18 protein-coding genes are annotated in these 25,280 nt (G+C 69.9%); 12 read left to right on the top strand and 6 right to left on the bottom strand.

Annotation, left to right across the window (positions count from 1 at the left end; genetic code table 11):
• Window positions 1–67: 67 nt before the first annotated feature.
• A complete protein-coding gene (locus ACG04Q_RS04660; protein WP_394509693.1) occupies window positions 68–1,069 on the top strand; it encodes a MerR family transcriptional regulator in 1,002 nt (333 codons plus the stop codon).
• Between the two features lie 56 nt (window positions 1,070–1,125).
• On the opposite strand, the gene ACG04Q_RS04655 is transcribed toward ACG04Q_RS04660, so the two are convergent.
• Together ACG04Q_RS04655 and ACG04Q_RS04650 are read right to left on the bottom strand one after the other, a co-directional pair.
• Window positions 1,126–1,329 (bottom strand): YbdD/YjiX family protein, encoded by a 204-nt coding sequence (locus ACG04Q_RS04655; protein WP_394510470.1) that lies wholly within the window; start codon window positions 1,327–1,329, stop codon window positions 1,126–1,128.
• Window position 1,330: 1 nt separating this feature from the next.
• The gene (locus ACG04Q_RS04650; RefSeq protein WP_394509692.1) at window positions 1,331–3,394 is read right to left on the bottom strand and encodes a carbon starvation CstA family protein; all 2,064 of its coding nucleotides are present in this window, start codon (window positions 3,392–3,394) and stop codon (window positions 1,331–1,333) included.
• Window positions 3,395–3,640: 246 nt separating this feature from the next.
• Between ACG04Q_RS04650 and ACG04Q_RS04645 the strand changes: the two genes are divergently transcribed.
• Window positions 3,641–4,021 carry a hypothetical protein gene (locus ACG04Q_RS04645; RefSeq protein ID WP_394509691.1) on the top strand — a complete coding sequence of 127 codons (381 nt, stop codon included), beginning with the start codon at window positions 3,641–3,643 and terminating at the stop codon, window positions 4,019–4,021.
• Window positions 4,022–4,027: 6 nt separating this feature from the next.
• Here the strand turns inward: ACG04Q_RS04645 and ACG04Q_RS04640 are convergent, their stop codons facing one another.
• The 4 genes from ACG04Q_RS04640 to ACG04Q_RS04625 form a co-directional block, all read right to left on the bottom strand.
• Window positions 4,028–4,663 (bottom strand): response regulator transcription factor, encoded by a 636-nt coding sequence (locus ACG04Q_RS04640; RefSeq protein ID WP_394509690.1) that lies wholly within the window; start codon window positions 4,661–4,663, stop codon window positions 4,028–4,030.
• Entirely contained in the window at window positions 4,660–6,027 is a 1,368-nt protein-coding gene (locus tag ACG04Q_RS04635; protein WP_394509689.1) for a cache domain-containing protein, read from the bottom strand. The genes ACG04Q_RS04640 and ACG04Q_RS04635 overlap by 4 nt, the downstream gene beginning before the upstream one ends.
• Window positions 6,027–9,386: a S41 family peptidase gene (locus ACG04Q_RS04630; protein WP_394509688.1), complete on the bottom strand. Its 3,360-nt coding sequence runs from the start codon at window positions 9,384–9,386 to the stop codon at window positions 6,027–6,029. The genes ACG04Q_RS04635 and ACG04Q_RS04630 overlap by 1 nt, the downstream gene beginning before the upstream one ends.
• Before the next feature lie 64 nt (window positions 9,387–9,450).
• The gene (locus tag ACG04Q_RS04625; protein WP_394509687.1) at window positions 9,451–10,098 is read right to left on the bottom strand and encodes a DedA family protein; all 648 of its coding nucleotides are present in this window, start codon (window positions 10,096–10,098) and stop codon (window positions 9,451–9,453) included.
• Window positions 10,099–10,155: 57 nt separating this feature from the next.
• Between ACG04Q_RS04625 and mutL the strand changes: the two genes are divergently transcribed.
• From mutL to ACG04Q_RS04575, 10 genes are all read left to right on the top strand, one after another.
• Window positions 10,156–12,021, top strand: coding sequence for a DNA mismatch repair endonuclease MutL (gene mutL / locus ACG04Q_RS04620; RefSeq protein ID WP_394509686.1), 1,866 nt, complete (start codon window positions 10,156–10,158; stop codon window positions 12,019–12,021).
• A 3-nt stretch (window positions 12,022–12,024) separates the two neighbouring features.
• Window positions 12,025–13,353, top strand: coding sequence for a pseudouridine synthase (locus ACG04Q_RS04615; protein WP_394509685.1), 1,329 nt, complete (start codon window positions 12,025–12,027; stop codon window positions 13,351–13,353).
• Window positions 13,320–14,267, top strand: a complete 948-nt coding sequence (gene miaA / locus ACG04Q_RS04610) for a tRNA (adenosine(37)-N6)-dimethylallyltransferase MiaA (protein WP_394509684.1) — start codon at window positions 13,320–13,322, stop codon at window positions 14,265–14,267. Before ACG04Q_RS04615 ends, miaA begins: the two co-directional genes overlap by 34 nt.
• Window positions 14,264–14,917 carry an ABC transporter ATP-binding protein gene (locus ACG04Q_RS04605; protein WP_394509683.1) on the top strand — a complete coding sequence of 218 codons (654 nt, stop codon included), beginning with the start codon at window positions 14,264–14,266 and terminating at the stop codon, window positions 14,915–14,917. The genes miaA and ACG04Q_RS04605 overlap by 4 nt, the downstream gene beginning before the upstream one ends.
• Before the next feature lie 634 nt (window positions 14,918–15,551).
• Window positions 15,552–18,113: an FtsX-like permease family protein gene (locus tag ACG04Q_RS04600; RefSeq protein ID WP_394509682.1), complete on the top strand. Its 2,562-nt coding sequence runs from the start codon at window positions 15,552–15,554 to the stop codon at window positions 18,111–18,113.
• The gene (locus ACG04Q_RS04595) at window positions 18,110–19,141 is read left to right on the top strand and encodes a lipocalin-like domain-containing protein (protein WP_394509681.1); all 1,032 of its coding nucleotides are present in this window, start codon (window positions 18,110–18,112) and stop codon (window positions 19,139–19,141) included. Before ACG04Q_RS04600 ends, ACG04Q_RS04595 begins: the two co-directional genes overlap by 4 nt.
• Window positions 19,142–19,221: 80 nt before the next feature.
• Complete coding sequence (locus tag ACG04Q_RS04590) at window positions 19,222–21,333, top strand: acetyl-CoA hydrolase/transferase C-terminal domain-containing protein (RefSeq protein ID WP_394509680.1); 2,112 nt, start codon at window positions 19,222–19,224, stop codon at window positions 21,331–21,333.
• A 40-nt stretch (window positions 21,334–21,373) separates the two neighbouring features.
• On the top strand, window positions 21,374–23,161 hold the full coding sequence (locus ACG04Q_RS04585) for an ABC transporter transmembrane domain-containing protein (RefSeq protein ID WP_394509679.1): 1,788 nt from the start codon (window positions 21,374–21,376) through the stop codon (window positions 23,159–23,161).
• A gap of 117 nt (window positions 23,162–23,278) precedes the next feature.
• On the top strand, window positions 23,279–24,556 hold the full coding sequence (locus ACG04Q_RS04580; RefSeq protein ID WP_394509678.1) for a DNA sulfur modification protein DndB: 1,278 nt from the start codon (window positions 23,279–23,281) through the stop codon (window positions 24,554–24,556).
• The gene (locus tag ACG04Q_RS04575; protein ID WP_394509677.1) at window positions 24,553–25,038 is read left to right on the top strand and encodes a hypothetical protein; all 486 of its coding nucleotides are present in this window, start codon (window positions 24,553–24,555) and stop codon (window positions 25,036–25,038) included. The genes ACG04Q_RS04580 and ACG04Q_RS04575 overlap by 4 nt, the downstream gene beginning before the upstream one ends.
• Window positions 25,039–25,280: the final 242 nt, after the last annotated feature.

The raw sequence follows: 25,280 nt of genomic DNA, 5'->3' as shown, positions 1-25,280 counted from the left end.
TATCAACCGCGAAACGACGACCTGAAATTCACCATAATGCGATTCAAATACGCTTCAATCAGGATTCATGACCCGCTCTTCCCGCCCCGCCACCCAGCACCGCAGCGGCGCCGTGGCGCGCATGTTGGGCATTCCCGTGGCCACGTTGCGCAACTGGGAGCGCCGCTACGCGCTGACGCAGGCGGCCACATCGCCCAGCGGCCAGCGCCTCTATTCGGCGGACGACATGCGCCGGCTCACGCTCGTCAAGCAGCTGAATGACCTGGGCCACGCCATCGGCCAGTTGGCGGCACTGGACATGGCACAGCTGCAACAGGTGGCGTCCACCCACGCCACCACACTGGCCGCCACGCAGCCGGGCGGGCACGCGGTCGCGGCAGCACCGCCACCCCGCCAGGCGCTGTGCCTGGCCGTCATCGGGCCCGATCTGGGCGAACGCCTGCGCCGCCCTGCGCTGCTGCAGCGGCTGGGCGGGGGCCTGACGCTGCTGGGCCCGTTCGATGATGCCGCGCAGGCCGGCGCCGCGCTGGCCAACGCTGCCGTGGACGCCGTGCTCGTGCAGCAGCCCCAACTGCACGCGGGCTGGCTGGCCAGCTTCGACGCCGCGGCGCCGGCGCTGGCAGGCGTGCCCAAGGCCGTGCTGTACCGCTTCGGCGCCGAGGCAAGCTGCGACGCATTGGCAGACGCCGGCACGCGGCTGCTGCGCGAGCCACAACCCGACGCAGCGCTGGCTCAATGGCTGCGCGACCTGGCAACGGCCCGACCGGCCAGCGCGACCGCGGCGTCCGCGCTGCCCGGCGCCGTGTCGCCGCGCCGCTGGAGCGACGCCGCGCTGGCCGACTTCGCCCGCCTGTCACCCACCATTGCCTGCGAATGCCCGCGCCACCTGGCCGAGCTGCTGGTGCAGCTGTCGCACTTCGAGGCCTACAGCGCCGACTGCGAGCACCGCAACGCGGCCGACGCCGCGCTGCACGGCCACCTCGTCCGCGTCACGGCGGCCTGCCGCAGCAGCCTGGAAGCGGCGCTGGAGCATGTGGCAAGGCACGAAGGCCTGTTGCTGCCGCGCTGAGTGGGCGGCGCCGGCCAGTGGTCTTCGGGGAGAGGCGTGTCGTTCGCGCTGCTCGGTCAGCAGCACTTCCCGACACGCGCGCTGTAGCGCGCGGCCTGCCTCTCCCTGAAGAACTCCTCATAACTCATGGGCTCACGCTCCGGGTGCGTGGCCTGGTGGTGGGCCAGGTAGCTGCCGTAGTCCGGCACGCCCACCATCAGGCGCAGGCTCTGCGTGAGATACCGCCCGGCACGGGCGGTATCGCGGGCCAGTTCGCCCAGGTCAAGCACGTTGAGCAGCCAGCAGCGGCACGAAGGCCGTTTCCTGCGCCGTGGCCTTGGCCGTGCCGCGTGCGGCCAGGATGGCCTTCACGCTGTAGATCAGCACGCTGATCACCACGCCCATGAACAGCGCGCACAGCGCCGCATCCAGCCGGTCGTTGAACACCACGCGCGACATCGCATCCAGCGTCTTGGCCGGCGCCAGCACCTTGCCTTCGGCAATCGCCGTGGCGTACTTGTCGGCATGGGCCAGGAAGCCCAGCTTGGGGTCGGCCGAGAAGATCTTCAGCCAGCCGGCCGTCATCGTGCAGACCAGCAGCCAGGCGGCCGGCACGGCCGTCACCCAGGCGTAGCGGTCCTTCTTCATCTTGAACAGCACGACCGTGCCCAGCAGCAGCGCGACGGCGGCCAGCATCTGGTTGGCGATGCCGAACAGCGGCCACAGCGTGTTGATGCCGCCCAGCGGATCGACAACGCCCTGGTACAGGAAGTAGCCCCAGGCCGCCACACACAGGCCGGTGGCCAGCAGGTTGGCCACCCAGCTCTCGGTGCGCTTGAGGGACGGCACGAAGCTGCCCAGCAGGTCTTGCAGCATGAAGCGGCCGGCGCGCGTGCCGGCGTCCACGGCGGTCAGGATGAACAGCGCCTCGAACAGGATGGCGAAGTGGTACCAGAAGGCCATCATGGCCTTGCCGCCGATCACCTGGTGCAGGATCTCGGCCATGCCCACGGCCAGCGTGGGTGCGCCGCCGGCACGGGCCAGGATGGTCTTCTCGCCCACGTCGGCCGCGGCCTGGGTCAGCATCTCGGGCGTGACGACAAAGCCCCAGGTGGACAGCGTCTGCGCCACCGTGGCGGCGTCCTTGCCGACGACCGCCGCCGGGCTGTTCATCGCGAAGTACACGCCCGGCTCGATGCACGAGGCGGCCACCAGGGCCATCACGGCCACGAAGCTCTCGGCCAGCATGCCGCCGTAGCCGATGTAGCGGGCGTGGGTCTCGTTCTCCAGCAGCTTCGGCGTGGTGCCCGAGGAGATCAGCGAGTGGAAGCCCGACACCGCGCCGCAGGCGATGGTGATGAACAGGAACGGGAACAGGTTGCCGGCCCACACCGGGCCGTTGCCGGCGGAGAACTGCGTCAGCGCAGGCATCTTCAGCGGCGGCGCCACGATGATGATGCCGATGGCCAGCGCGACGATGGTGCCGATCTTCAGGAAGGTGCTGAGGTAGTCACGCGGCGCCAGCAGCAGCCACACGGGGATGCAGGCGGCCACGAAGCCGTAGCCGATCAGTGCCCACACCAGCTGCACCGGCGTGAAGGTGAACGCATGCGCCAGCGTTGGATGCTCGCTGACCCACTGGCCGCCGAAGATGGCGGCCATCAGCAGCGCGAAGCCGATGACCGACACCTCACCGATGCGGCCCGGGCGGATGAAGCGCAGGTACACACCCATGAACAGCGCGACCGGAATCGTCGCCGCCACGGTGAACGTGCCCCACGGCGAGTCGGCCAGCGCCTTCACGACGATGAGCGCCAGCACCGCCAGGATGATGATCATGATCATGAACGCGCCGAACAGCGCGATCAGCCCCGGCACCGTACCCATCTCCTGCTTGACGAGGTCGCCCAGCGACCGGCCGTCACGGCGCGTGGAGACGAACAGCACGATGAAGTCCTGCACCGCGCCGGCAAACACCACGCCGGCCAGGATCCACAGCAGCCCGGGCAGATAGCCCATCTGCGCGGCGAGCACTGGACCCACCAGCGGACCGGCGCCGGCGATGGCCGCGAAGTGGTGGCCGTACAGCACGTGCTTGTTGGTGGGCACGTAGTCCAGCCCGTCGTTGTACTTCCAGGCGGGCGTCTGGCGCTTGGCGTCCAAGCCCAGCACGCGGTTCGCAATGAACAGGCTGTAGTAGCGGTAGGCGATGAGGTAGGTGCACAGCGCGGCGGCCACGACCCACAGCGCACTGATCGTCTCGCCGCGGCTCAGGGCCACGGTGGCGAGGGATGCAGCGCCGAGGATGGCAACGCCCGCCCAGGCAAGGTGGCGGCGCAGATTCATAAGGGCTTGTCTCCGTTGCGGCGCGCACGTCGGAATGGGCGGCGCTACCGTGGCGGCAGTTTCGGAAAACGCCGCCACCGGGGCATCGGTCAAGCCACGCGGGCCGGGCACGCGGCATCACCTAGGGGTCAACCCTGGCGCCCGGCCTCACACACGCTTACGCCTGCTCACGCGGCCCGCGTCAACGGCGGCGGACCGACCGCGTTGATCATCCATCGCCAAGCACATCGTCCGAGGAGGTTCGCCATGCTTCGCACCCTGACCGCCGGTCTCGTCACCACTGCAGCCCTGCTGGGCGCCACCGCCGCGCACGCCGGCACCAGCTGGTCCATCGGCATCAACCTGCCGCCCGCGGCGGTGGTGGTCAGCGACGGCCCGCGCTACTACGCCGAACCCGCGCCGGTCTACTACGCGCCGCCGCCGGTGCGCTACGTGCCGGCACCGCGCTACGTGGAACGCGAGGTGGTCTACGTGCCGCCGCCGCGCGTGGTGTACGAACACCGCTGGGATGACCGCCGTTGGGACGATCGTCGTTGGGAAGAGCGCCGCGAGCACTGGCACCACGAGCGGCACGAGCACCGCTGGGACGACCGGCGTGACGACTACGGCCCGCGCCGCGGGCGCTGAGCACCGTCAGGGCGCGTCGCTGCCCCTGGCGTGCTCCACCGCATACCGGATCAACTCCGCCTGCCCGTCCAGCGCCAGCTTGCGCTTGATGCTCTGCCGGTGCGCCTCCACCGTGCGCACGGACAGGTCCAGATCCCGCGCGATCTGCTTGCTGGACGCGCCCTGCCCCAGCTTGGCGAGGATCTCGCTCTCGCGCGGCGTCAGCACCGGCTTCGGGCTCTGGCCGCGGAACAACCGGCCCGACACGGCCGCGCTCAGGAAGGTGCCGCCGGCCGCCACCGCATCGATGGCCGACACGATCTCGGTGGCTGGCGCATCCTTCAGCACATAGCCGCGCGCGCCGGCCTGCAGTGCCCGCTGCACGTACTCCGGGTTGTCGTACATGCTGAACATCAGCAGCTTGATGCTGGGCCGCGCGGCCAGCATCTCGGCGCCCAGCGTGATGCCGTTGGCGTCCTTCAGCCCCACATCCATCAGCACCACATCGGGCGCCGTCGCCGCCAGCTGCGCCAGCGCCTCGTCGCGGGTGCCGGCCTCGCCGACGACGTCGAAACGCGGCACCGCCGCCAGCCGCGCAACCAGCCCTTCGCGCACCATCGGGTGGTCGTCGACAAGCAGGATGCGGATGGGAGGCGGAGTCATGCGGCGGCGCGGGCAAGGTCGGCAGCCGACAGTGTCACCGCAAGCCGCGCACCGATGCCCGGCGAGGTCATCAGGCTGAGCCGCGCGCCCAGCGCATCGGCCCGCTCGCGCATGCTGCGCAGCCCCAGCCCGCGGTCGGCCACCGCCTGCGCGGCGTCGGCGTCGAAGCCCTGGCCGTCGTCCGCCACCTCCAGCGCCAGGCCGCCGTCGCGCTGGAAGCGCAGCGTCACGGTCACCGCCGTCGCGTGCGCATGGCGGGCCGCGTTGTTCAGCGCCTCCTGCGCGATGCGGAACAGCGCGGTCTTCACCGCCTCGGGCGGGTCGACCTCGTCGCCATCGACGACGGCCGAGAAATGCGTGCCGCCCGCCGCATCGAACTCGCCGGCCAGGTGCTGCAGCGCGGCGGCCAGGCCCAGCGTGTCCAGCAGCGCGGGCCGCAGCGCGTGCGACAGGTGGCGCACCTCGGCCAGCGTGCTGTTCAGGCGCTTCAAGGCCAGGTCCTGCAGCCGCGCCGCGGCGGCCGGCTCGTGCTGGGCCGACTCGATGAGCAGCTTGGTGGCCACCAGCGCCTGGCTGACGCCGTCGTGCAGCTCGCGCGCCAGCCTGGCGCGCTCGTCCTCCTGGCTCTGCACCACCTCGCGGGCCAGCGCGCGCAGCTTGGCCTCGGCGCTGCGGTGCTCGCTGAGGTTCAGCGCCAGCGCGCCGGCGCTGATCAGCGCGATGCCGAACACCGCCACCGCGCCCACCCACAGCATGGTGGCCGTGATGTTCTGGCGCGCGCCGCGCTCCAGTTCGGCCATCGTCGCCTCGATGCCGTCCAGGTACAGCCCCGTGCCCAGCATCCAACCCCACTCGGGCACCGCCACCACGTAGCCCAGCTTGGGCGCCAGGAGGCTGCTGGACGGCTTGCGCCACAGGTACTCCACGTAGCCGCCGCCGGCCTTGGCCTGGCCGATGAGCTGCTGGATGGTGGGCCGCCCCTTCTGGTCGCGCAGCTCCCACAGGTTCTGGCCGATCAGCTCGGGCTGGCGCGAGTGCATCAGCACGCGCCCTTGCAGGTCGTAGACGAAGAAGTAGCCGTCGGGCCCGTAGTCCAGCGAGCGCAGGATGGCCAGCGCCCGCTCCTGCCCGCCCGGCTGGCCCAGCAGCGGCTTGACGGTGCTGACGGCCAGGTCCACATAGTGCTTGAGCTCCGTGCGGCGCGCGTCCATGTAGCTGGCGCGCACGAGGGCATGCTCGCGCTCGGCGAGCGAGCGTTCCTGCTGGCGCACGGCAAAAGCGATCAGCGCCAGCGACGCGAGCAGCGGCAGCAGCGCGAGCAGGAACAGGCGCCCCCGCAGGGACAGCGACGCCCAGGCCTTCATCACTTGCCCAGACTTGCCGGTGCCGGCGCGGTCTTGCGCTGGATGGGCTTCCAGGTCTCCAGCCGCTTCATCACGTCCGCGATGGCGGCATCCAGCTGTGTGTCCTCGCCGCGGTTGACGGCGGCGGGGTCCAGCTCGACGTCGATGTCCGGCGCCACGCCCTCGTTCTCGATGCGCCACTCGCCCTCCGGCGTGTAGAAGCGGAAGTACGGCACCGTCACGAAGCCGCCATCGATCAGCGGCGGGTTCGCCGAGATACCGATCAGCCCGCCCCAGGTGCGCTTGCCGATCAGCGGCCCCAGGCCCACGCGCTTGAACGCATAGGGCATGAAGTCGCCGCCCGAGCCGGCATCCTGGTCGATGAGCATGGCCTTGGGGCCGTAGATGGCACCGCCCGGCGTGTCGAAGACCAGCCCGTCACGGTCCTTCCAGCTGCCGAGGTACGGCCGGGCCAGCAGTTCCGTCACGTAGTTGGCCGCCTGGCCACCGCCGTTGCGGCGGTCGTCGACGATGAGCGCCTGCTTGTCCACCTGCGCGAAGAACATGCGGTTGAAGTGCTCGAAGCCCTGGCCCGCCGTGTCGGGCATGTAGACGTAGGCGACCTTGCCGCCGGTCTTCTGCTGCACCTTCTGGCGGTTGCCCTCGATCCACGCCCAGCGACGCAGCAGACCCTCGTTGGCGATGGGCTCGACGGTGATGTCACGGCGCCCCTTGCCAGCGGCGTCCTGCGCGACGCTCAGCACCACCTGCTTGCCGACGGTGTTCTCCAGCAACGCGTACAGGTTGGTCTTGTCATCCAGCTCATGGCCGCCCACGGCGAGGATGAAGTCGCCCTCCTTCACGCCCAGGCCCGGCACGGCCAGCGGCGCGCGCAGGTTGGGATTCAGGCGGTCGCCGGCGTAGATCCTGGCGACACGGTAGCGGCCCTGCTCGACCGTGAAGTCCGCGCCCAGCAGGCCCACGGCCACCGGCGCTTCCTGGTGCAGGTCGCCGCCGCCGGTGCGGTTGTGGCCCACCTGCAGCTCGGCAATCATCTGCACCAGCAGGTCGTTCAGGTCCTCGCGGCGCTGCACGTGCGCCAGCTGCGGCAGGTAGCGGTCGTAGACGGCCTGCCAGTCCAGCCCGTGCATGGCGGGGTCGTAGAAGAACTCCTTCTGCATCCACCAGGTCTCGTCGAAGATCTGCTTCCACTCGGCGCGCAGGTCCACGCGCGTGCGCAGGCCGGACAGGTCCAGCGGCTTGCTCTCCGCCTTGTCGTTCGCGTCGCCCACCTCCAGCTTGCCGCCGGCCACGGTCAGCAGCAGCTTCTTGCGGTCCTCGCTCAGCGAGTACTCGGCGACGCCGCTGCGCAGCATCTTGGGCTTACGCTCCTCGAAGTCGAAGCGCCACAGCTCGGCCGTCGCGCGGCGCTCGGCCTGCGGCGGCTCGTTGCTGGCGCCGGGCTGCGGGCGCTGCAGGTAGTACAGCGCGCCATCGGACGCCACGGCCAGCGCGTCGTAATTGCGCTCGGCCACCGGCAGCGCCACGATGCGGTCGGCCAGGCCGTCGAGGTCGATGCGCACCGGCTTGACCTTCTCGTCCTTCTTGGGCTCATCCTTCTTGGCGTCGGCCTTCTTCTCTTCCTTCTTGTCGTCCTTCTTGTCGTCCTTCTTGTCGTCCTTCTTCTCGTCCTTCTTGCCCTCTTCGTCGCCCGCCTTGGGCGCCAGCGGCGACTTGCCGTCGGCGGCCAGCACGGCGGCATAGAGGCCGGCGCGGCGCGGGCGCTCCTGCGTGGACAGGTCCAGCCCCACCTGGCTGGGCCCGGAGTTGATGGACGCCATGAAGTAGAGGTAGTCGCCCTTGGGCGAGAACGCCGGCGCGCCGGCCTGCGACAGCCCGTCGGTCACCGCATGGTTGCGGCCCGTGGACAGGTCGTGCAGCCAGATGCGGCCAAAGTAGTTGTCGCCCGACGTCGTGTAGGCCAGCCAGCGGCTGTCCGGCGAGAACGCCACGTCGAAGCCGACGCCGCCCAGCCGGCGCACGTCGCTGGCCACCTTGGCGAGCTGGCCGCGCTGCGGGCCATTCGGAACACTCACCAGGCTGAGCTTGTAGAGGTTCAGGTGGTTGTCCTGCAGCACCAGCCACTGGCCGTCGGCCGACCAGTCCATCAGCGTGAAGTACCCCGCCTCGGGCAGCGCGATGCGCTCCTTGGAGCCGAGCCCGGTCTGCGCCTGCAGCACCAGCTCGTGGCGCATGCCGGGCGCGTCGGACAGGTAGGCCACGCGCTGGCCGTCGGGGCTCCACAGCGCATCCTTCTCGCGCACGCCGGAGGTCTCGGTCAGGTTGCGCACCGTGCCGTTCTTGACCGGCACCGTGAACACCTCGCCGCGCGCGCTGACCACCACGCGCTTGCCGGTGCTGGACAGCCGTGCCGACGTCAGCGCCTTGCCGGCGTCCTTCCACTGCGTGCGAGCCTGCGGCGCCACGCTGGCGAGCTGGATGTCCAGCACACGGGGTTCGCCGCCGGCCAGCTCGATCTGCTTGATGCGGCCGCCGGTCTCGTAGACCAGCGTCGTGCCGACGGCGTCCACACTGCGCACGTCCCACTGCGTCTCGCGGGTCAGCTGGCGCAGCGCCTTGGTGGCCGGGTTGAAGGCAAACAGGTTGGCCGTGCCCCGGGTCTCGCCATCGCGGTCGGAGATGAACACCACCTCGCCGCCCGCCCACACCGGCGCGGAGTCCGTCGCGTTGACGTGCGGGATCTGCTCCCAGGTCTGGCTGGCCATGTCCATGATCCAGACCGGCGGCGTCGTGCCGCCGCGGCTCTGGCGCCAGCCGGACTCGGCCACGTAGGCCGCGCGGTAGGGCCGGTAGGCCAGCCGCTTGCCGTCGGCCGACCAGGCGCCCTCGTAGGCCACCGCCTTCATGACCTGCTTCTCGTAGCCGCCCTCCACGCTCACTTCGTAGAGCTGGTTGCTGCGGTTGTTCAGCACCTCGCGCGGCGACGCGAACAGCACGCGCTTGCCGTCGGGGCTCCAGCCGCTGACGACGTCCGGCGTCGGGTGCCAGGTCAGGCGTCTGGGCTGGCCGCCGTCCAGGCCGATGACGTAGATGTCCGTGTTGCCGTCATAGCTGGCCGAGAACGCGATCTGCCGGCCATCCGGCGAGAAGCGCGGCGCGAACTCGCTGGCGGCGTGGCTGGTGAGCCGGCGGGCGTTGGCGCCGCTGCGGTCGGCCAGCCACAGGTCACCGGCGTAGACGAAGGCCAGGTGGTCTTTGGAGACGGCGGGCTGGCGCAGCATCAGCGTCGGCTCGGCCGCCTGGGCCGCCAGGCTGGAGGTCATCCACGCCAGGGCCAGGGCAAGACGGGTCAGGGTCATCGGGGTCTCCGACAGAGTCGCAAAACCGGCGACTCTAGACCGGAAGGCCGCCCCCGCCTGAAAGTCAGCCCGGCTGGCGCTTGAGCTTGCTCTTGATGCCGCCGGCGATGACCACCACGCCGGGGATCAGGATCATGGCCCAGATGATCTTGTCCAGATTCGTCTTCACCCAGGGCACGTTGCCGAAGATGTAGCCGATGACCGTGATGCCGCACACCCACAGCACGCCGCCGGTCACGTCGTAGAACGTGAACTTGCGCCGCGTCATCTGCGCCACGCCGGCCACGAACGGCGCGAAGGTGCGCAGGAACGGCATGAAGCGCGCCGCGATCAGCGTGAAGCCACCGTACTTCTCATAGAAGGCATGCGCCTTCTCGAACGCGTCCTTGTTGAAGAACTTCGAGTTCTCCCACTGGAACACGCGCGGCCCGAAATGCCGCCCGATCGTGTAGTTGCACTGGTTGCCCAGGATGGCCGCCGCCGTCAGCAGGCCCATGGACAGCCACAGGTCCATCAGCCCCACGCCGCACATCGCGCCGACGACGAACAGCAGCGAGTCGCCCGGCAGGAAGGGCATCACGACGACGCCGGTCTCCACGAAGATGATGAGGAACAGCAGCGCATACACCCAGGCGCCATAGCTGGCGACGAAGCTGGCCAGATGCTGGTCCACGTGCAGGATGAAGTCGAGGAGGAAGTGAAGCAGGTCCATGGCGCGGCATTATCAGGACGACTTCGTGACGCCTCGGGGGAAACGATAATCCGGCGGATGGATTTGCCCCTGCCCGACGTTGCACCGCCTCGCGTGATCCGCGAACTGCCCGATGAGCTGATCAGCCAGATCGCCGCCGGCGAGGTCGTCGAGCGGCCCGCGTCGGTGGTGCGCGAGCTGGTCGACAACGCGCTGGACGCCGGCGCGAAGAACGTGCTGGTCAAACTGATGGCCGGCGGCGTGCGGGCCATCGTCGTCGAGGACGACGGCTGCGGCATCCCGGCCGCGCAGCTGCCGCTGGCGCTCAAGCGCCATGCCACCAGCAAGATCGCGTCGCTGCACGAGCTGGAGTCCGTCGCCACCATGGGCTTCCGCGGCGAGGCGCTGGCCGCCATCGCCTCGGTGTCGGAGATGGCCATCGCCAGCCGCACCGCCGAGGCCGCGCACGCCCACCGGCTGGACGCGCGCAGCGGCGAGCTGGCCGCCGCCGCTCGCTCGCGCGGCACCAGCGTGGAAGTGCGCGAGCTGTTCTTCGCCACACCCGCACGCCGCAAGTTCCTCAAGACCGACGCCACCGAGCTGGCGCACTGCGTGGAGGCCGTGCGCCGCCACGCGCTGGCGCGGCCGGACGTGGGCTTCGCGATCTGGCACGAGGGCAAGCTGGTGGACCAGTGGCGCGCCGCGTCGGTGGAGCAGCGCATCGCGGACGTGCTGGGCCAGGATTTCGTCGAAGACAGCCGCGCCTTCGACCACAGCGCCGGGCCGCTGGCATTGACCGGCCGCGCCGGCCTGCCCGAGGCCGCCCGCTCTCGGGCCGACCAGCAGTACGTCTGGGTCAACGGCCGCTACGTGCGCGACAAGCTCATCAGCCACGCCATCCGCTCGGCCTACGAAGACGTGCTGCACGGCCAGCGCCAGCCCAGCTACGTGCTGTTCATCGAGATCGCGCCGGAGCTGGTGGACGTCAACGTGCATCCCACCAAGATCGAGGTGCGCTTCCGCGACGGCCGCGCCATCCACCAGGCCGTGCGCCGTGCCTTCATCGACGCGCTGGCCCAGTCGCGCAGCGCCGAGGCGGCGGCCGAGCCGATCGAGTCGGCCATGGCGCCGCTGGCCTTCGAGGCCACCATGCCGGCCACGCTGTACGTGTCCGAGCCGCGCCAGAGCTACACCGCCCCCGCCTTCTCGCCGCCGGTGCCGCCCACGGCCGAGCAGGTGCGGCTGTCGCTGGTGCAGACCGAGGCGCTGTGGCAGCCGGCCAAGCCGGTCGTCCCCACGTCGCTGCCCGACAGCCGCCCCGCGCCGCTGATCGACCTGCCCGCGCTGTCCAAGAAGGACGACTGGCCGCTGGGCCGCGCCATCGCGCAGATCCAGGGCGTCTACATCCTGGCCGAGAACAAGCAGGGCCTGGTCATCGTCGACATGCACGCGGCGCACGAGCGCGTTGTCTACGAACGGCTCAAGGCCAAGCTGGGCTCCACCACCATCGAGAGCCAGCCGCTGCTGATCCCGGTCAGCTTCGCGGCCACGGCCGAAGAGGTGGCCGCCGCCGAGCAGCATGCCGACACGCTGAGCCAGTTGGGGCTGGACGTGTCGCCGCTGTCCACGCGCACGCTCGCCGTGCGCTCGCGGCCGGCGCTGCTGGCGGCCAGCGACCTCGTCGCGCTGACCCGCGAGCTGCTGGCCGAGATGGCGCAGTTCGACGCCAGCTCGGTGCTGGAGCGCGCCCAGCACGAGATCCTGGCGACGATGGCCTGCCACGGCGCCGTGCGGGCCAACCGGCAGCTGACGCTGGACGAGATGAACGCGCTGCTGCGCGACATGGAAGCCACCGAACGCGCCGACCAGTGCAACCACGGCCGCCCCACCTGGCGCCAGCTCGACATGAAAGAGCTGGACGCCCTTTTCCTCCGCGGACGTTGAACCATGGCCACGCTGACCCTCAAGAACAAGAAACCCGCCGCCAAGACCCCCAAATCTCGAACGGCCGACGGCGAGAAGCGCGGCCCCTTGCGTGGCAAGGGCGTCTCCAAACCCCGCCCGACGCTGGCCAAGGCGCAGGCCGACCGCGCCGAGCGCGAGGAGCAGTTCCAGAAGGCGCAGGCGCAGCGCCACGAGCGCCCCGCGCCGCGGCGCGACGAGCGCCCGGCCCGGCCGAAGCCTGAGGGTTTCCGGCCCGAGCAGCCGCCGCAGCGCGGCGAGCCCTTCCGCCGCGATGACCGCGGTGATCGTGGAGACCGCGGCGACTGGCCGCGCGACGACCGCCCGGGCCGCCCCGGCCCGCGGCCCGGTGGCTTCCACGCCGACGGCCCGCAGCGCGCGCAACGCGGCGAGCCGGTGCGCCGCAACGAGCACCGCGACGAACGCCCCGCAGACCGGCCGCGCGACGACCGGCCGCCGCGCGTCGACCAGCGCCGCGTGGCCCACCGCGGCCCGGGCTTCGAGCCGCCGCAGCCGCGCCGCAACCCCGTGCGGGAGGTCGAGGCCGAGGACGGCGACCGGCTGTCCAAGCGCATGAGCGAGCTGAAGCTCGCGTCGCGCCGCGAGGCGGACGAATGGATTGCCGCCGGCTGGGTGCGCGTGAACGGCAAGGTGGCCGTGCTGGGCCAGCGCGTCGTCGGCGACGTGCAGATCGACATCGACCCCGCCGCCCGCCAGGCGCAGGCCCAACTCGTCACCGTGCTGCTGCACAAGCCCATCGGCTACGTGTCCGGCCAGGCCGAGGACGGCTACGAGCCGGCCGTCGTGCTGTTCCAGCCCGAGAACCGCTGGAAAGACGACCCGTCGGGCATCAAGCCCCACCCCAACCACCACCGCCACCTGGCCCCCGCCGGCCGGCTGGACATCGACTCCACCGGCCTGCTCGTGCTGACGCAGGACGGCCGCATCGCCAAGGCGCTGATCGGCGACGACTCGGACATCGAGAAGGAGTACCTCGTGCGCGTCGAGTTCGTCGCGCATGACGTGCCCGAGGGCACGCTGCCCAACGCAGCGCTGGCGCCGGAGAAGCTCGCGCTGCTGAACCACGGCCTGGAACTGGACGGCGAGGCGCTCAAGCCCGCCAAGGTCAGCTGGCAGAACGAGCAGCAGCTGCGCTTTGTGCTGCGCGAGGGCAAGAAGCGCCAGATCCGCCGCATGTGCGAGCTGGTCGGGCTCAAGGTCGTGGGCCTGAAGCGCGTGCGCATCGGCCGCATCCCGCTGGGGCACCTGCCCGTCGGGCAATGGCGTTACCTGGCGCCTTGGGAGCGCTTCTGACCCCGATTTGTTTGGCCGGCCCCACCGGCTGCGGCAAGACGGCGGCGGCCTTGGCCATCGCCGAGGTGCTGCCGGTCGAGATCATCAGCGTCGACTCGGCGCTGGTGTACCGCGGCATGGACATCGGCACCGCCAAGCCCACGGCCGCCGAGCAGGCCGCGGTGCCGCATCACCTGATCGACATCCTCGACCCGACTGACAGCTACTCCGCCGCCGAGTTCGTGCGCGACGCGAAGCGCCTAGCCGCCGAGATCGCCGCGCGCGGCCGGCTGCCGCTGCTGGTGGGCGGCACCATGCTGTATTTCAAGGCCTTGTTCGACGGCCTGTCGACGCTGCCGCAGGCCGATGCTGAGTTGCGCGCCGCCATCGACGCCGAAGCGGCCGAGCGCGGCTGGCCGGCGATGCATGCCGAGCTGACCAAGCTGGACCCCGAGACCGGCGCACGCCTGGCCCCCAACGACAGCCAGCGCATCCAGCGCGCGCTGGAAGTCATCCGCCTGACCGGCCAGCCGCTGAGTGCGCTGCACGCCGCGTCGCGCGACGACGGCGTGGACTGGCCGCTGTTCTCGCTGGAGCCCGCCGACCGGGCTTGGCTGCACGAGCGGCTGGCGCAGCGGTTCGACCAGATGCTGGCGCATGGGTTGATCGACGAGGTGAAGGCGCTGCGCGCGCGCGGCGACCTGTCGCTGGCGCTGCCGTCCATGCGCTGCGTGGGCTACCGGCAGGTGTGGGAGGCGCTGGACGCCGATGACTTCGATGATTTGCGCGAACGCGGCATCGCGGCGACTCGGCAGCTCGCCAAGCGCCAGGTCACCTGGCTGCGCAGCATGCCCAGGCGGCGCGTCATCGCCTGCGATGGCGCGCAGCCCATCCCCGAGCTGCTGGCTGGATTGCAGAGGTTGATGAACGCATGACGGTGCTTTCCGCCCGCGGGCTCGCGAAGAGCTACGCCGACACGCCGGTGTTCACCGGCATTGACCTGGACCTGGCCGCGGGCGAGATCGTCGCGCTGCTGGGCGAATCGGGCAGCGGCAAGTCAACGCTGCTGAACTGCCTGGCGGGGCTGGACGAGGCCGATGCCGGCTCGATCACGCTGGCCGGGCAGGACCTGCGGCCGCTGGGCGACGAGGCGCGCTCGGCCTTGCGGCGGCAGTCGCTGGGCTTCATCTTCCAGGCCTTCCACCTGCTGCCGCACCTGAGCGTGGCGGACAACGTGGCGCTGCCGTTGCGGCTGCTGGGGCAGCGGGACGATGGGCGGGTGGCGGCGATGCTGGACGCGGTGAACCTCGGTGCGTTGTCTGCGCGGATGCCGCGGCAGTTGTCGGGCGGGCAGTTGCAGCGGGTGGCGATTGCCCGCGCGCTGGTACACCGGCCGCGGCTGGTGCTGGCGGATGAGCCGACGGGCAACCTGGATGCACGGCATGCGGCCGAAGTGCTGGAGCTGCTGCGGCGCTGCACGCAGGAGGCTGGCGCGGCATGCCTGCTGGTGACGCACTCCGAGGTGGCGGCGCAGGCGGCGGATCGTCGACTGCGGTTGGACGCGATGGGGTTGCATCCGGCATGACGGTGAGGGGTGGTTTGACGGGGTTTGGCTTGGCGCCCACTGACGTGCCGGGAGTTCGCCCCGGCGGGCGACCTACTTTCTTGCACGCGCAAGAAAGTAGGCAAAGAAAGCGCCCCTGCAAAACCGCCCCTGCGGGGTTCCCTGCGCTGCTTGAATCCCAAGGCCGCGCCGAACTCGCGTCGCTACGCTCTGCTCGGACAGTCGTCGCGAGTCAGTTCTTGAAGCGTGCTGCGCACGCGCCTTGGGATTCAAGCATCACAGGCGGTTTTGAAGGGGAGGCCCCGAACAGCCCACCCCAACAGCCAACAGCCAGGCCCACAAGCCGGCTGTCGCCGGCTGTTCTTCACTCCCCCTTGGAGCCCGCCGAGCAGCGCAAGGCCTTGAGGGCGCGAGCGAAGCTCGCATCGACAACTGACTCCGCGCAACTGTTTGACCGCAGCGTAGCGGAGGGAGTTTTGCGCGGGCCCGCAAGGCCTGAGCAGCGCAGGGCAGCCCGCTGCGAAGCAAAGGGCCGGGCGGATCGGGGGCGACTTTTTGCCTTCTTTTTGGTCGCTCAAAAAGAAGGTCGCCCGCCGGGGCGACGTCCCGGCTGGGCCTCCCGCGGCAACCCACACCAGCGCGCAGGCCGCACCCCATGACGTCCCTCTGGCGCCACTTCACCTGGCCCGCCTGGCGCGACCACCCCGGCCGCGTGCTGCTGGCCATCGTCGCCGTCATGCTGGGCGTCGCCCTCGCCTTCGGCGTGCACCTGCTCAACGGCGCCGCGCTGGCCGAATTCGCCAGAGCCGCCCGCAGCGTCAACGGCCAGCCCGACCTCGTGCTGCGCGCGGCCAACGGCCCGCTCACCGATGCCGACCTCGCCGACGTGCTCAACCGCCCCGAGGTCGCCGCCGCCAACCCGGTGGTCGAAGGCCAGGCCGTCTGGCCCGGCCAGACCGGCCGTGACGGCCGGCCGCTGCTGATCCGCCTCGTCGGTGCCGACTCGCTGGCGCTGCTCGCATCCGCCAGCGGCGCGCGGCCCCTCGCGCCCGATCTCATCCCGCAGGTCGACGACGGCGGCGGCACCGCCGCCATGCTGGCGGCACGCACGCTGCACCTGAACGCCGCCGCCCGCCGCCACCTCGCCGACGGCCAGACCACGCTGACGCTGCGCATCGCCCGCCCCGGCACCACGACGCCGCTGGACGTCGAGTTCAGCGTCGGCGGCCGCACCACGGCCGGCAACGAGCCGCTGGCGATGCTGGACATTGCCGACGCGCAGCAGGTGCTGGGGCGCCTGGGCGCACTCGACCGCATCGACCTCCAGCTAGTCGACGGCACCGACGCCAAGACCTGGGCCGCCAGCCTGCCACCGCGCTGGCGCGCCACGCCGCCCGACGACGAAGGCGCGCGCCTGTCGGACCTGACCCGCGCCTACCGCATCAACCTCGGCCTGCTGGCGCTGATGGCGCTGTTCACCGGCAGCTTCCTCGTCTACGCGGTGCTGTCGCTGGCCACCGCGCAGCGGCTGCCGCAGTGGGCGCTGGTGGGCGTGCTGGGTGTGTCGGCGCGCATGCGCTGGCGGCTCATCCTGCTGGAAGGCGCCGCCATCGGTGTCGCCGGCACCGTGCTGGGCCTGGCGCTGGGCGTGGGCCTGGCGGCCGGCGCGCTGGCGCGGCTGGGCAGCGACCTGGGCCTGCACGGCGCCAGCCACTCGTCGGGCGACCTGCTGCTGGGCCAGCCGCTGCTGTGGCCCGCGCTGGCCTACGGCGCGCTGGGCCTGGCCGCGGCGCTCGTCGCCGCGCTGGCGCCGGCGCTCACCGTGCGCCGCATCGCGCCAGCGCTGGTGCTCAAGGGCCTGGGCCTGCCCGCCGGGCGCACGCTGCCGGCCTGGGTGGGCGGCGGGCTGCTGGCGCTGGGCGCGGCGCTGGCCCTGCTGCCGCCGCTGTGGGGCGACACGCCCGTGGGCGCGTACGCGGCGATGTTCTGCCTGCTGATCGGCGGCCTGGCGCTGGTGCCGGCGCTGGTGCGCGGCATGACGGCCGCGCTGGCCCGCCTGCCGGCCGGCCCCCTGCTGCTGCTGGCGCGCGAGCGCAGCCGCGACCAGGCCACCGAGGCGCGCCGCTCGCTGGCCGGCGTGCTGGTGGCGCTGGCGCTGGCGGTGGCGATGACGGTGATGATCGGCAGCTTCCGCGAGTCGCTGATGCAGTGGCTGGACCACGCGCTGCCGGCCGACCTGTACGTGCGCTCGTCGCTGCGCGGCGCCGACGGCCTGCCCGCGCCGCTGCCGCCGGCCTACCTGCAGGCCGTGGACCAACTGCCCGCCGTGGCCCGCAGCGCGCCGCAGCGCAGCACCCGCGCACGGCTGGCGCCCGGCGCCGCGCCGGTGGCGCTGACCGCGCGGCGCATGGACGCCGGCAACCTGCCGCTGCTGGCGCGCTGGACGGGCCGGCGCGAGGCCGGCGCGCTGCCGGTGTGGGTCAACGAGGCCGGGCGCGACCAGCTGGGCCTGGTGCCCGGCCGCGTGCTGACGGTGGAGCTGCTGGACGGCGGCCGCACCGTGCCGCTGCAGGTGATGGGCGTGTGGCGCGACTACTCGCGCCAGAACGGCGCGCTGTGGATGGCGCTGGACGACTACCGCCAGGCCAGCGGCGACGAGGCCATCACCGAACTCGCGCTGTGGCTGGCGCCCGGCCAGACGCCGGACGCCGCCCGTGCCGCGGTGCGCGCCGCCGCCGCGCAGCCGGACGACATCGACACCGCCGCCGCCGGCGAGCTGCGCGCGCTGTCGCTGCAGATCTTCGACCGCAGCTTCGCCATCACCGTGTGGCTGAAGGCGGTAGCGCTGGCGGTGGGGCTGTTCGGCGTCATCGCCAGCCAGTCGGCGCAGGCGCTGGCGCGGCGGCGCGAGTTCGGGCTGCTGCGCCACCTGGGGCTGTCGCGCGGCGCGCTGATGAAGCTGCTGCTGCTGGAGGCCAGCCTCACCGGCGGCGCCGGCGCGCTGGCCGGCCTGGGGCTGGGCCTGGGGCTGAGCGCGGTGCTGGTGTTCGTCGTCAACCCGCAGAGTTTTCACTGGAGCATGGAGATGCACCTGCCTGCGGCCCGCCTCGCGGCGCTGGTGGGCCTCGCGTTCGCCGCAGCCGTCGGCGCGTCGCTGCTGGCCGGCCGACGTGCGCTCGGGCAAGACGCCGTGCGCGCCGTGCGGGAGGATTCATGAAGCGACGCACCCTGCTGCTGGCCGCCCTGCCCCTGCCGGCGCGCGCGGCGATGAACTTCCCCGCCGACTTCGGCGCGCACCCGCGCCAGAGCATCGAGTGGTGGTACGTGACCGGCCTGCTGGGCGAGCCCGGCGGGCCGCCGCGCTACGGCTACCAGCTCACCTTCTTCCGCGTGCCCGGCCCGGCACCGAGCGACCACCCCAGCCCGCTGGCCGCCAAGCAGCTGCTGCTGGGCCACGTGGCGCTGTCGGACCTGGGCGCCCGGACGCAGCGCCACACGCAGCGGCTGCTGCGCACGCTGCCCGGCGCCGTGCATGCCCGCGTGGGCGACTGCGACCTCAAGCTGCGCGACTGGACGCTGGCCCGCACGCCCGAGGGCTACCGCGCCGCCTTCACCGGCCCCGGCTTCACGATGGCGCTGCAGCTGGCCACCCCCGCGCCGCCGCTGCTGCAGGGCGATGCCGGCATCTCGCGCAAGGGCTCGGACCCCGAGCAGTTCAGCCACTACTACTCCCGCCCCCAGCTCGCGACGACGGCCGACCTCGTGCTGGACGGCCGCCCGCAGCGCCTGGCCGGCCGCGCCTGGCTGGACCACGAGTGGAGCGACAACTACCTCGGCGACACCGCCGGCTGGGACTGGCTGGGCATCAACCTGCACGACGGCCGCGCGCTCACGCTGTTCCAGCTGCGCCGGCAGGACGGCACGCGCGACTGGGCTGGCGGCAGCCTGCGCGCGCCGGGCCAGCCCGACCGCAGCTTCGCGGCCGGCGACGTCGACATGACGCCCGTGCGGCACTGGACCAGCCCCGCCACCGGCGGCCGCTGGCCGGTGGAATGGCGGCTGAAGAGCCCCGCCGGCGACATGCGGCTGGTGGCCGCGTTCGACGCCCAGGAGGTGGACGCCCGCCGCAGCAGCGCCCTCGTCTACTGGGAAGGCGCCGCGCGGCTGCTGGACGCCGCCGGCCAGGAGATCGGCTGGGGCTACCTGGAGCTGACCGGCTACGTCGGCAAGCCGCCCATGGTCTGACGAGGGTCTGACGAGGGTTTGACAAACGGGCCCTGCGCCAGGTCAAGCCGCGCCGCCGGGCGATCGTCGAGACTCGGGCCATGCCCGCCCTGCTGACCGACCTCGACACCGCCGTCAACACCCTGCTGGCCCGCGTGGACGGCCCCGTCCACCTGGCGCTGCCGCTGGGCATCGGCAAGCCCAACGCGCTGGTCAACGCGCTGTACCACCGCATGGCCACCGACCCGTCGCGGCCGCTGCGCATCCTGACCGCGCTGTCGCTGGAGAAGCCCGCCGGCGCCAGCGAGCTGGAGCGCCACTTCCTCGCGCCGCTGGTGGCCCGCGTGTTCGGCGACTACCCCGACCTCGCCTACGTGAAGGCCGCCCGCGCGCAAGCGCTGCCGGCGCACATCGAGCTGCGCGAGTTCTTCGTCAAGACGGCCGACTACCTCGGCAACGACGCCGCGCAGCAGGGCTTCATCTGCAGCAACTACAGCCTGGCCGTGCGCGACATGCTGGCCCAGGGCGCCAACGTGCTGGCCCAGGCCGTGGCGGTGCGCCGCGAGGCGGGCGGGCGGCGGCGCTATTCCCTCTCGGGCAACCCCGACCTCACGGCCGACTTCGTCGACCAGTGCCGCACGCTGGGCCAGCCGCTGCTGGTGGTGGCCGTGCTGAACGAGCAGCTGCCCTTCATGCCCGGCACCGCCGAGGTGGGCGAGGATTTCTTCGACCTGATCGTGGACGCGCCCGAAGGCCACCACGCGCTGTTCGCGCCACCCAACCCGGCCGTCTCCAAGGCCGACTACGCCATCGGCCTGCACGCCGCCAGCCTGCTGCCCGACGGCGGCACGCTGCAGATCGGCATCGGCTCGCTGGGCGACGCCATCGCGCAGGCGCTGCTGCTGCGCGAGCGCCGCAACGGCGAGTTCCGCGCGCTCATCGACACGCTGGGCCGCGCCGCGCCGCTGGCCGGCCGGCACACGGGCCGCTTCGAGCAAGGCCTGTACGGCTGCTCCGAGATGTTCGCCAACGGCCTGCTGCAGCTGCTGGACGCAGGCCTCATCCGCCGCCGCGTCTACCCCGACCTCGCGCTGCAGCGCCTGGCCAACGCCGGCCGTCTGCCCGCCGCCCCCAGCCTGGCCGCCGTGCAGGCGCTGCTGGCCGACGGCGCGCTGGCGCCCCAGCTCACGCCCGCCGCGCTGGCGCACTGGCAACACCTGGGCCTGCTGCACCCCGCGCTGCGGCTGGACGGCGACCGCCTGCACTGCGAGGGCCTGAGCTGCGCCAACGACGTGAACCTGCTGCCCGCCGGCATGCTGGGCGCCGCCTGGCGCGGCACGGTGGCGATGCACGGCGGCTTCTTCCTCGGCCCGCGCGCCTTCTACCAGCGGCTGCGGGACATGAGCGACGGCGAGCTGGCCGACATCGCGATGACCCGCATCGCCTTTGTCAACGAGCTGTACGACAGCCCCGGCGCGCCCGAGGCGCTCAAGCGCGCCCAGCGCCGCGACGCCCGCTTCATCAACACCACGATGAAGATGACGCTGCTGGGCGCCGCGTCGTCCGACGCGCTGGCCGACGGCCGCGTCGTCTCCGGCGTGGGCGGGCAGTACAACTTCGTCGCCCAGGCGCACGCGCTGGCCGGCGCCCGCTCCGTGCTGGCGCTGCGCGCCACGCACGACAACGCCGCCGGCCTGCAGTCCAACCTCGTGTGGAGCCACGCCAACTGCACCATCCCGCGCCACCTGCGCGACCTCGTCGTCACCGAGTACGGCGTGGCCGACCTGCGCGGCGCCACCGACGCCGAATGCGTGCAGCGCCTGCTGTGCATCGCCGACTCGCGCTTCCAGCAAGGCCTGATGCACGAGGCCCAGGCCCACGGCAAGCTCGCGCCCGACTGGCAGCTGCCCGAGGCGGCGCGCCACAACACGCCCGAGGCGCTGAAGGCGCTGCTGCGCCCGGCCCGCGAGGCCGGCGCGCTGCCCGACTTCCCGTTTGGCACCGACCTGGACGACGACGAGCTGCGCATCGTCCGTGCGCTGAAGAAACTCAAGCACGCCAGCCACCACCCGCTGGAGCTGCTGCAGCTGGCGCTCGCCAGCCTGGGCCCGCAGCGCGCCGTGCCCGCCGCCTACCTGCAGCGGCTGGGGCTGGACGACGCCCGCAGCCTGAAGGACGTGGTGCTGCGCCGGCTGCTGGCCGCCAATCTCTGAGTAACCTGGCCGGGACACACGCTGTCCCTACACTGCCCCGATGCCCGAAACCTCCCAACGCCCGGCCTCGCGCCAGGCCCGTTCGCTGTCCGGACTCGCCCCCTTCCTCAAGCCCTACCGCGGCCGCATCGCGCTGGCGCTGCTGACGCTGGTGCTCGCCGCACTGGCGACGCTGGCCTTCCCCATCGCGCTGCGCGGCCTCATCGACGCCGGCTTCGGCGCCGCCAACGCTGGCGAGCGGCTGATGGCGCTGCGCGAGCACTTCCTGGCGATGTTCGCGGTGGGCGCCGCGTTGGGCATCTTCTCGGCCTCGCGCTTCTACATGGTCACCTGGCTGGGCGAGCGCGTCACGGCCGACCTGCGCAACGCCGTCTACACCCACGTGCTGCGCCAGAGCCCGGAGTTCTTCGAGACCACGCAGACCGGCGAGGTGCTGTCCCGCATCACGACGGACACGACCGTGGTGCAGACCGTCGTGGGTTCCAGCCTGTCCATGGGCCTGCGCAACACGGTGATGGGCATAGGTGCCTTGGTGATGCTGGTCGTCACCAACCCCTACGTGATGGGCCAGGTGCTGGGCATCCTGGTGCTCATCGTGGCGCCGGCGCTGTACTTCGGCCGCCGCGTGCGCAAGCTGTCGCGCGCCAGCCAGGACCGCGTGGCCGACACCTCGGCCATTGCCGCCGAGGTGCTGAACGCCGTCACCGTGGTGCAGAGCTACACGCAGGAAGGCGCTGAAGGCCGGCGCTTCGCCGCCGCCAGCGAGGCCGCGTTCGACGTCGCCCGCAAGCGCACCATCGTGCGCAGCTTCCTCGTCGCCTTCCTCATCACCGCCGTGTTCGGCGCCATGCTGTGGGGGCTGTACCAGGGCACGCAGGCCGTCATCGCCGGCAAGATTTCGGCCGGCCACCTGGGGCAGACGGTGGTGTACGTGACGCTGCTGGTCAGCAGCGTGGCCGTGCTGGCCGAGGTGTGGGGCGATGTGCTGCGCGCCGCCGGCGCCACCGAGCGGCTGGTGGAGCTGATGGAGGCCAAGTCTCCCGTGGCCGACCCGGCCTCACCCCAACCGCTGCCCGCCACGGCCGGCGGCTCGCGCGTGGAGTTCAGCAACGTGCTGTTCCACTACCCCTCCCGCCCGCAGACCGCGGCGCTGGACGGCGTGCAGCTCACCATCCAGCCCGGCGAAACGGTGGCGCTGGTGGGCCCCAGCGGCGCCGGCAAGACGACGCTGTTCCAACTGCTGCTGCGCTTTTACGACCCGCAGGCCGGCGTCATCCGCCTGAACGGCCAGCCCACGCAGACGCTGCGCCTGGCCGACCTGCGCGCCGCCATCGGCCTGGTGCCGCAGGACAGCGTCATCTTCTCCACCACCGCGATGGAGAACATCCGCTACGGCCGGCCCGAGGCCACCGACGAGGAAGTGATGGCCGCCGCCAAGGCCGCCTTCGCCGACGACTTCATCCGCGCACTGCCGGAGGGCTATGCCAGTTTCCTGGGCGAACGCGGCGTGCGCCTGTCCGGCGGCCAGCGCCAGCGCATCAGCATCGCCCGCGCGATGCTGAAGAACCCGCCACTGCTGCTGCTGGACGAGGCGACCAGCGCGCTGGACGCCGAAAGCGAACGCGTCGTGCAGGCCGCGCTGGAAGCGGCCATGCAGCACCGCACGACGCTGGTCATTGCGCACCGGCTGGCGACCATCCAGAAGGCCGACCGCATCGTCGTGCTGGAGGCCGGGCGCATCGTCGACATCGGCCGCCACGACGAACTGGTGGCGCGCGGCGGGCTGTATGCGAAGTTGGCGGCGATGCAGTTTGGGTTGGAGGCGTGATAAACGCCGCGTCCCGGGTTTCTGTGGGTTGAGATACGGCAGCGTCTTAGGCATCTTCCCGTTCGGAGTTCAGGAAGCCACAACAGCCCAATTTATTTCCAAAAATATTTTTCCACCATGTCAACACCTGAAATTCTCGGCTTTCGCGACCAACCAGAGCGTACTGCGAGCAACTCCGTATATACCGGGAGACTTTGCTGCGACGATGTTCAAATCACAGGAGATGGCGCGGACGCCATCGCCACTTTTACAGTTACTGCGCGTCAACTGGTTGATGCGGCCAAGACTGAGATGCTTTGGACGGATCAGGACGTGCAGCGCGGCGTTCGGCCTGAAATCACAAACCGAGTTGAAAAGGAGCTATCACTTTCAAGGGGCTATCCTCCGACGGACATCTACGTTTTCAACGCAGAATCCGCAGATGACATGACCGAGAAGCTCTTGCGAGGACAGCGCCTATTCATAAATCCCCTGGTATGGAATCTTCGACCAAGCTCATTTGACGCGTATTTTGATGCCACGGAAAGAAAAATATATATCTACGATGGAAAAATATATCTTCCAGACTCCCATCATCGACATCAGGCCATCCTAAAGGCGGCGGCAATATACAAAAGCGCACCCAACGAATATCCACACTTTGATCTTAACAAACAATTTAAAGTTGAGCTGTACTTCTTAAAGAAAACAGACGAAGGCAATTACTTTTTTGACAAAAATCAACGCCCCACTCCAACGGCAAAATCCAAAGCCTACGACTTGACATCGCTAGACGATTTGTCCGTTTTGGCAAAAAGGGTTATTGATCTTACTCCGTCATTGACAGGGAACGTCAATCGAGTCACTGATCGACTTACCGCGCAAAATCCAAATGTCGTCACTCTCTCCACTTTGAGAGAAACACTAAAACATGCTTCAGAGTCTGAAGGGCTAGACGAGTCTGAAATTGAGGGCTTTGCGACCGTTGCGTCAAAACTATTCCAGCTTTTGACTGAAGTACGTCCTGAATTAGGAAATCTGCATCTTGCCGAACGCAAGCGCATAAGATCGCTATCGCTCGTAGACGCGCCCATCATGTTCCAGGGGTACAGCGCACTAATAAGCGATTTTAATATTGACGTTGTAAAGCTCGGCCTTTCCAAAGCCACTGAAACATGGCGCAGACGCCTAAGCAAGCTTTCATCAGCAGTGTCATATTCCGAGGATGGCTGGACTGGAGATTTCTTTGAAAAATCAAATCCTTTGTGGACGCGATTGGGAATCGTTAAACCGGGCGTTTCTGGTCGTCCTACAGTGAGCAACAATCGAGCAGCTCGCATTCAAGCAATGAGAGCATTGCGCGGCGTGATAGCTAACAGCACTGGCACAACAGACATACGTCAATTCTTGCCATGAGAAACAATCAGCGCTTTGCTTCACTGCTTGATGGCCGCAACGCAGCCCCACTCACAGAGAAAGAGCAAAAGCGAGCTGCAAATACATTTATTGGCCTAGATAGGAACGTCAACGCTCGATACGAGGAAGGCGCTCGCACACGCTTTGTCACGGCTGAAGATGAAAATGGCGAAGAGTACGGCGAGATAATTTTTTCGTCCGACATATATCCGGGCGCCAACCTTGTCAATCCGAACGCGTCGTTGTCTTTGGATGGCGCCGCCGCGCACGAACTTGCCCACCATTACCGCTGGCTCAATAAATCGGAACTGCCGCATGGTCATCTGACGCACATAGATGAGGCAATGACTAGCCTCGAAGCGGCACTTAGGTTTTCTGGGGCATTGTCGGCCAATGACATACAAGGGCTAATATCTGACGCACTCCACCGCCTGAGAAAATACGTCGAAGAAATGCCCGCGAATTTGGGGGCAGGTCTATAGAATTCGCAATTCGGGGTCAGGTCTTCGGATCGGGGTCGGGTCTCAAATCTGCCTGATTAGGCACCTACGTCCGCTGGCTCACGTGCAAGATTCGCAAGATTCGCGCAAGATTCGGGGTCACCCATTAGCCGTCCCCGTCAAGTGGCAAACAAACGCCCCTGCACCGCAAGAGCGCATCTCGTCGTTGCTTCCAACTGCGGCCGGGCTGCCGAATTCACCGCACGCTTGGTTCTCGATGTTTG

Source organism: Pelomonas lactea, assembly GCF_043555885.1.
GTDB lineage: Bacteria > Pseudomonadota > Gammaproteobacteria > Burkholderiales > Burkholderiaceae_C > Pelomonas > Pelomonas lactea.
Note: the sequence above shows the minus strand (reverse complement) of the source record. Positions and strands in the feature narration are given on the sequence as shown.

What these genes read in the sequence shown, in the direction of transcription:
- ACG04Q_RS04660 (WP_394509693.1), top strand. Translation starts at nt 68, where the DNA reads ATGACCCGCTCTTCCCGCCCCGCCACCCAGCACCGCAGCGGCGCCGTG.
- ACG04Q_RS04650 (WP_394509692.1), bottom strand. Translation starts at nt 3,394, where the DNA reads ATGAATCTGCGCCGCCACCTTGCCTGGGCGGGCGTTGCCATCCTCGGC.
- ACG04Q_RS04645 (WP_394509691.1), top strand. Translation starts at nt 3,641, where the DNA reads ATGCTTCGCACCCTGACCGCCGGTCTCGTCACCACTGCAGCCCTGCTG.
- ACG04Q_RS04640 (WP_394509690.1), bottom strand. Translation starts at nt 4,663, where the DNA reads ATGACTCCGCCTCCCATCCGCATCCTGCTTGTCGACGACCACCCGATG.
- ACG04Q_RS04635 (WP_394509689.1), bottom strand. Translation starts at nt 6,027, where the DNA reads ATGAAGGCCTGGGCGTCGCTGTCCCTGCGGGGGCGCCTGTTCCTGCTC.
- ACG04Q_RS04630 (WP_394509688.1), bottom strand. Translation starts at nt 9,386, where the DNA reads ATGACCCTGACCCGTCTTGCCCTGGCCCTGGCGTGGATGACCTCCAGC.
- ACG04Q_RS04625 (WP_394509687.1), bottom strand. Translation starts at nt 10,098, where the DNA reads ATGGACCTGCTTCACTTCCTCCTCGACTTCATCCTGCACGTGGACCAG.
- mutL (WP_394509686.1), top strand. Translation starts at nt 10,156, where the DNA reads ATGGATTTGCCCCTGCCCGACGTTGCACCGCCTCGCGTGATCCGCGAA.
- ACG04Q_RS04615 (WP_394509685.1), top strand. Translation starts at nt 12,025, where the DNA reads ATGGCCACGCTGACCCTCAAGAACAAGAAACCCGCCGCCAAGACCCCC.
- miaA (WP_394509684.1), top strand. Translation starts at nt 13,320, where the DNA reads ATGGCGTTACCTGGCGCCTTGGGAGCGCTTCTGACCCCGATTTGTTTG.
- ACG04Q_RS04605 (WP_394509683.1), top strand. Translation starts at nt 14,264, where the DNA reads ATGACGGTGCTTTCCGCCCGCGGGCTCGCGAAGAGCTACGCCGACACG.
- ACG04Q_RS04600 (WP_394509682.1), top strand. Translation starts at nt 15,552, where the DNA reads ATGACGTCCCTCTGGCGCCACTTCACCTGGCCCGCCTGGCGCGACCAC.
- ACG04Q_RS04595 (WP_394509681.1), top strand. Translation starts at nt 18,110, where the DNA reads ATGAAGCGACGCACCCTGCTGCTGGCCGCCCTGCCCCTGCCGGCGCGC.
- ACG04Q_RS04590 (WP_394509680.1), top strand. Translation starts at nt 19,222, where the DNA reads ATGCCCGCCCTGCTGACCGACCTCGACACCGCCGTCAACACCCTGCTG.
- ACG04Q_RS04585 (WP_394509679.1), top strand. Translation starts at nt 21,374, where the DNA reads ATGCCCGAAACCTCCCAACGCCCGGCCTCGCGCCAGGCCCGTTCGCTG.
- ACG04Q_RS04580 (WP_394509678.1), top strand. Translation starts at nt 23,279, where the DNA reads ATGTCAACACCTGAAATTCTCGGCTTTCGCGACCAACCAGAGCGTACT.
- ACG04Q_RS04575 (WP_394509677.1), top strand. Translation starts at nt 24,553, where the DNA reads ATGAGAAACAATCAGCGCTTTGCTTCACTGCTTGATGGCCGCAACGCA.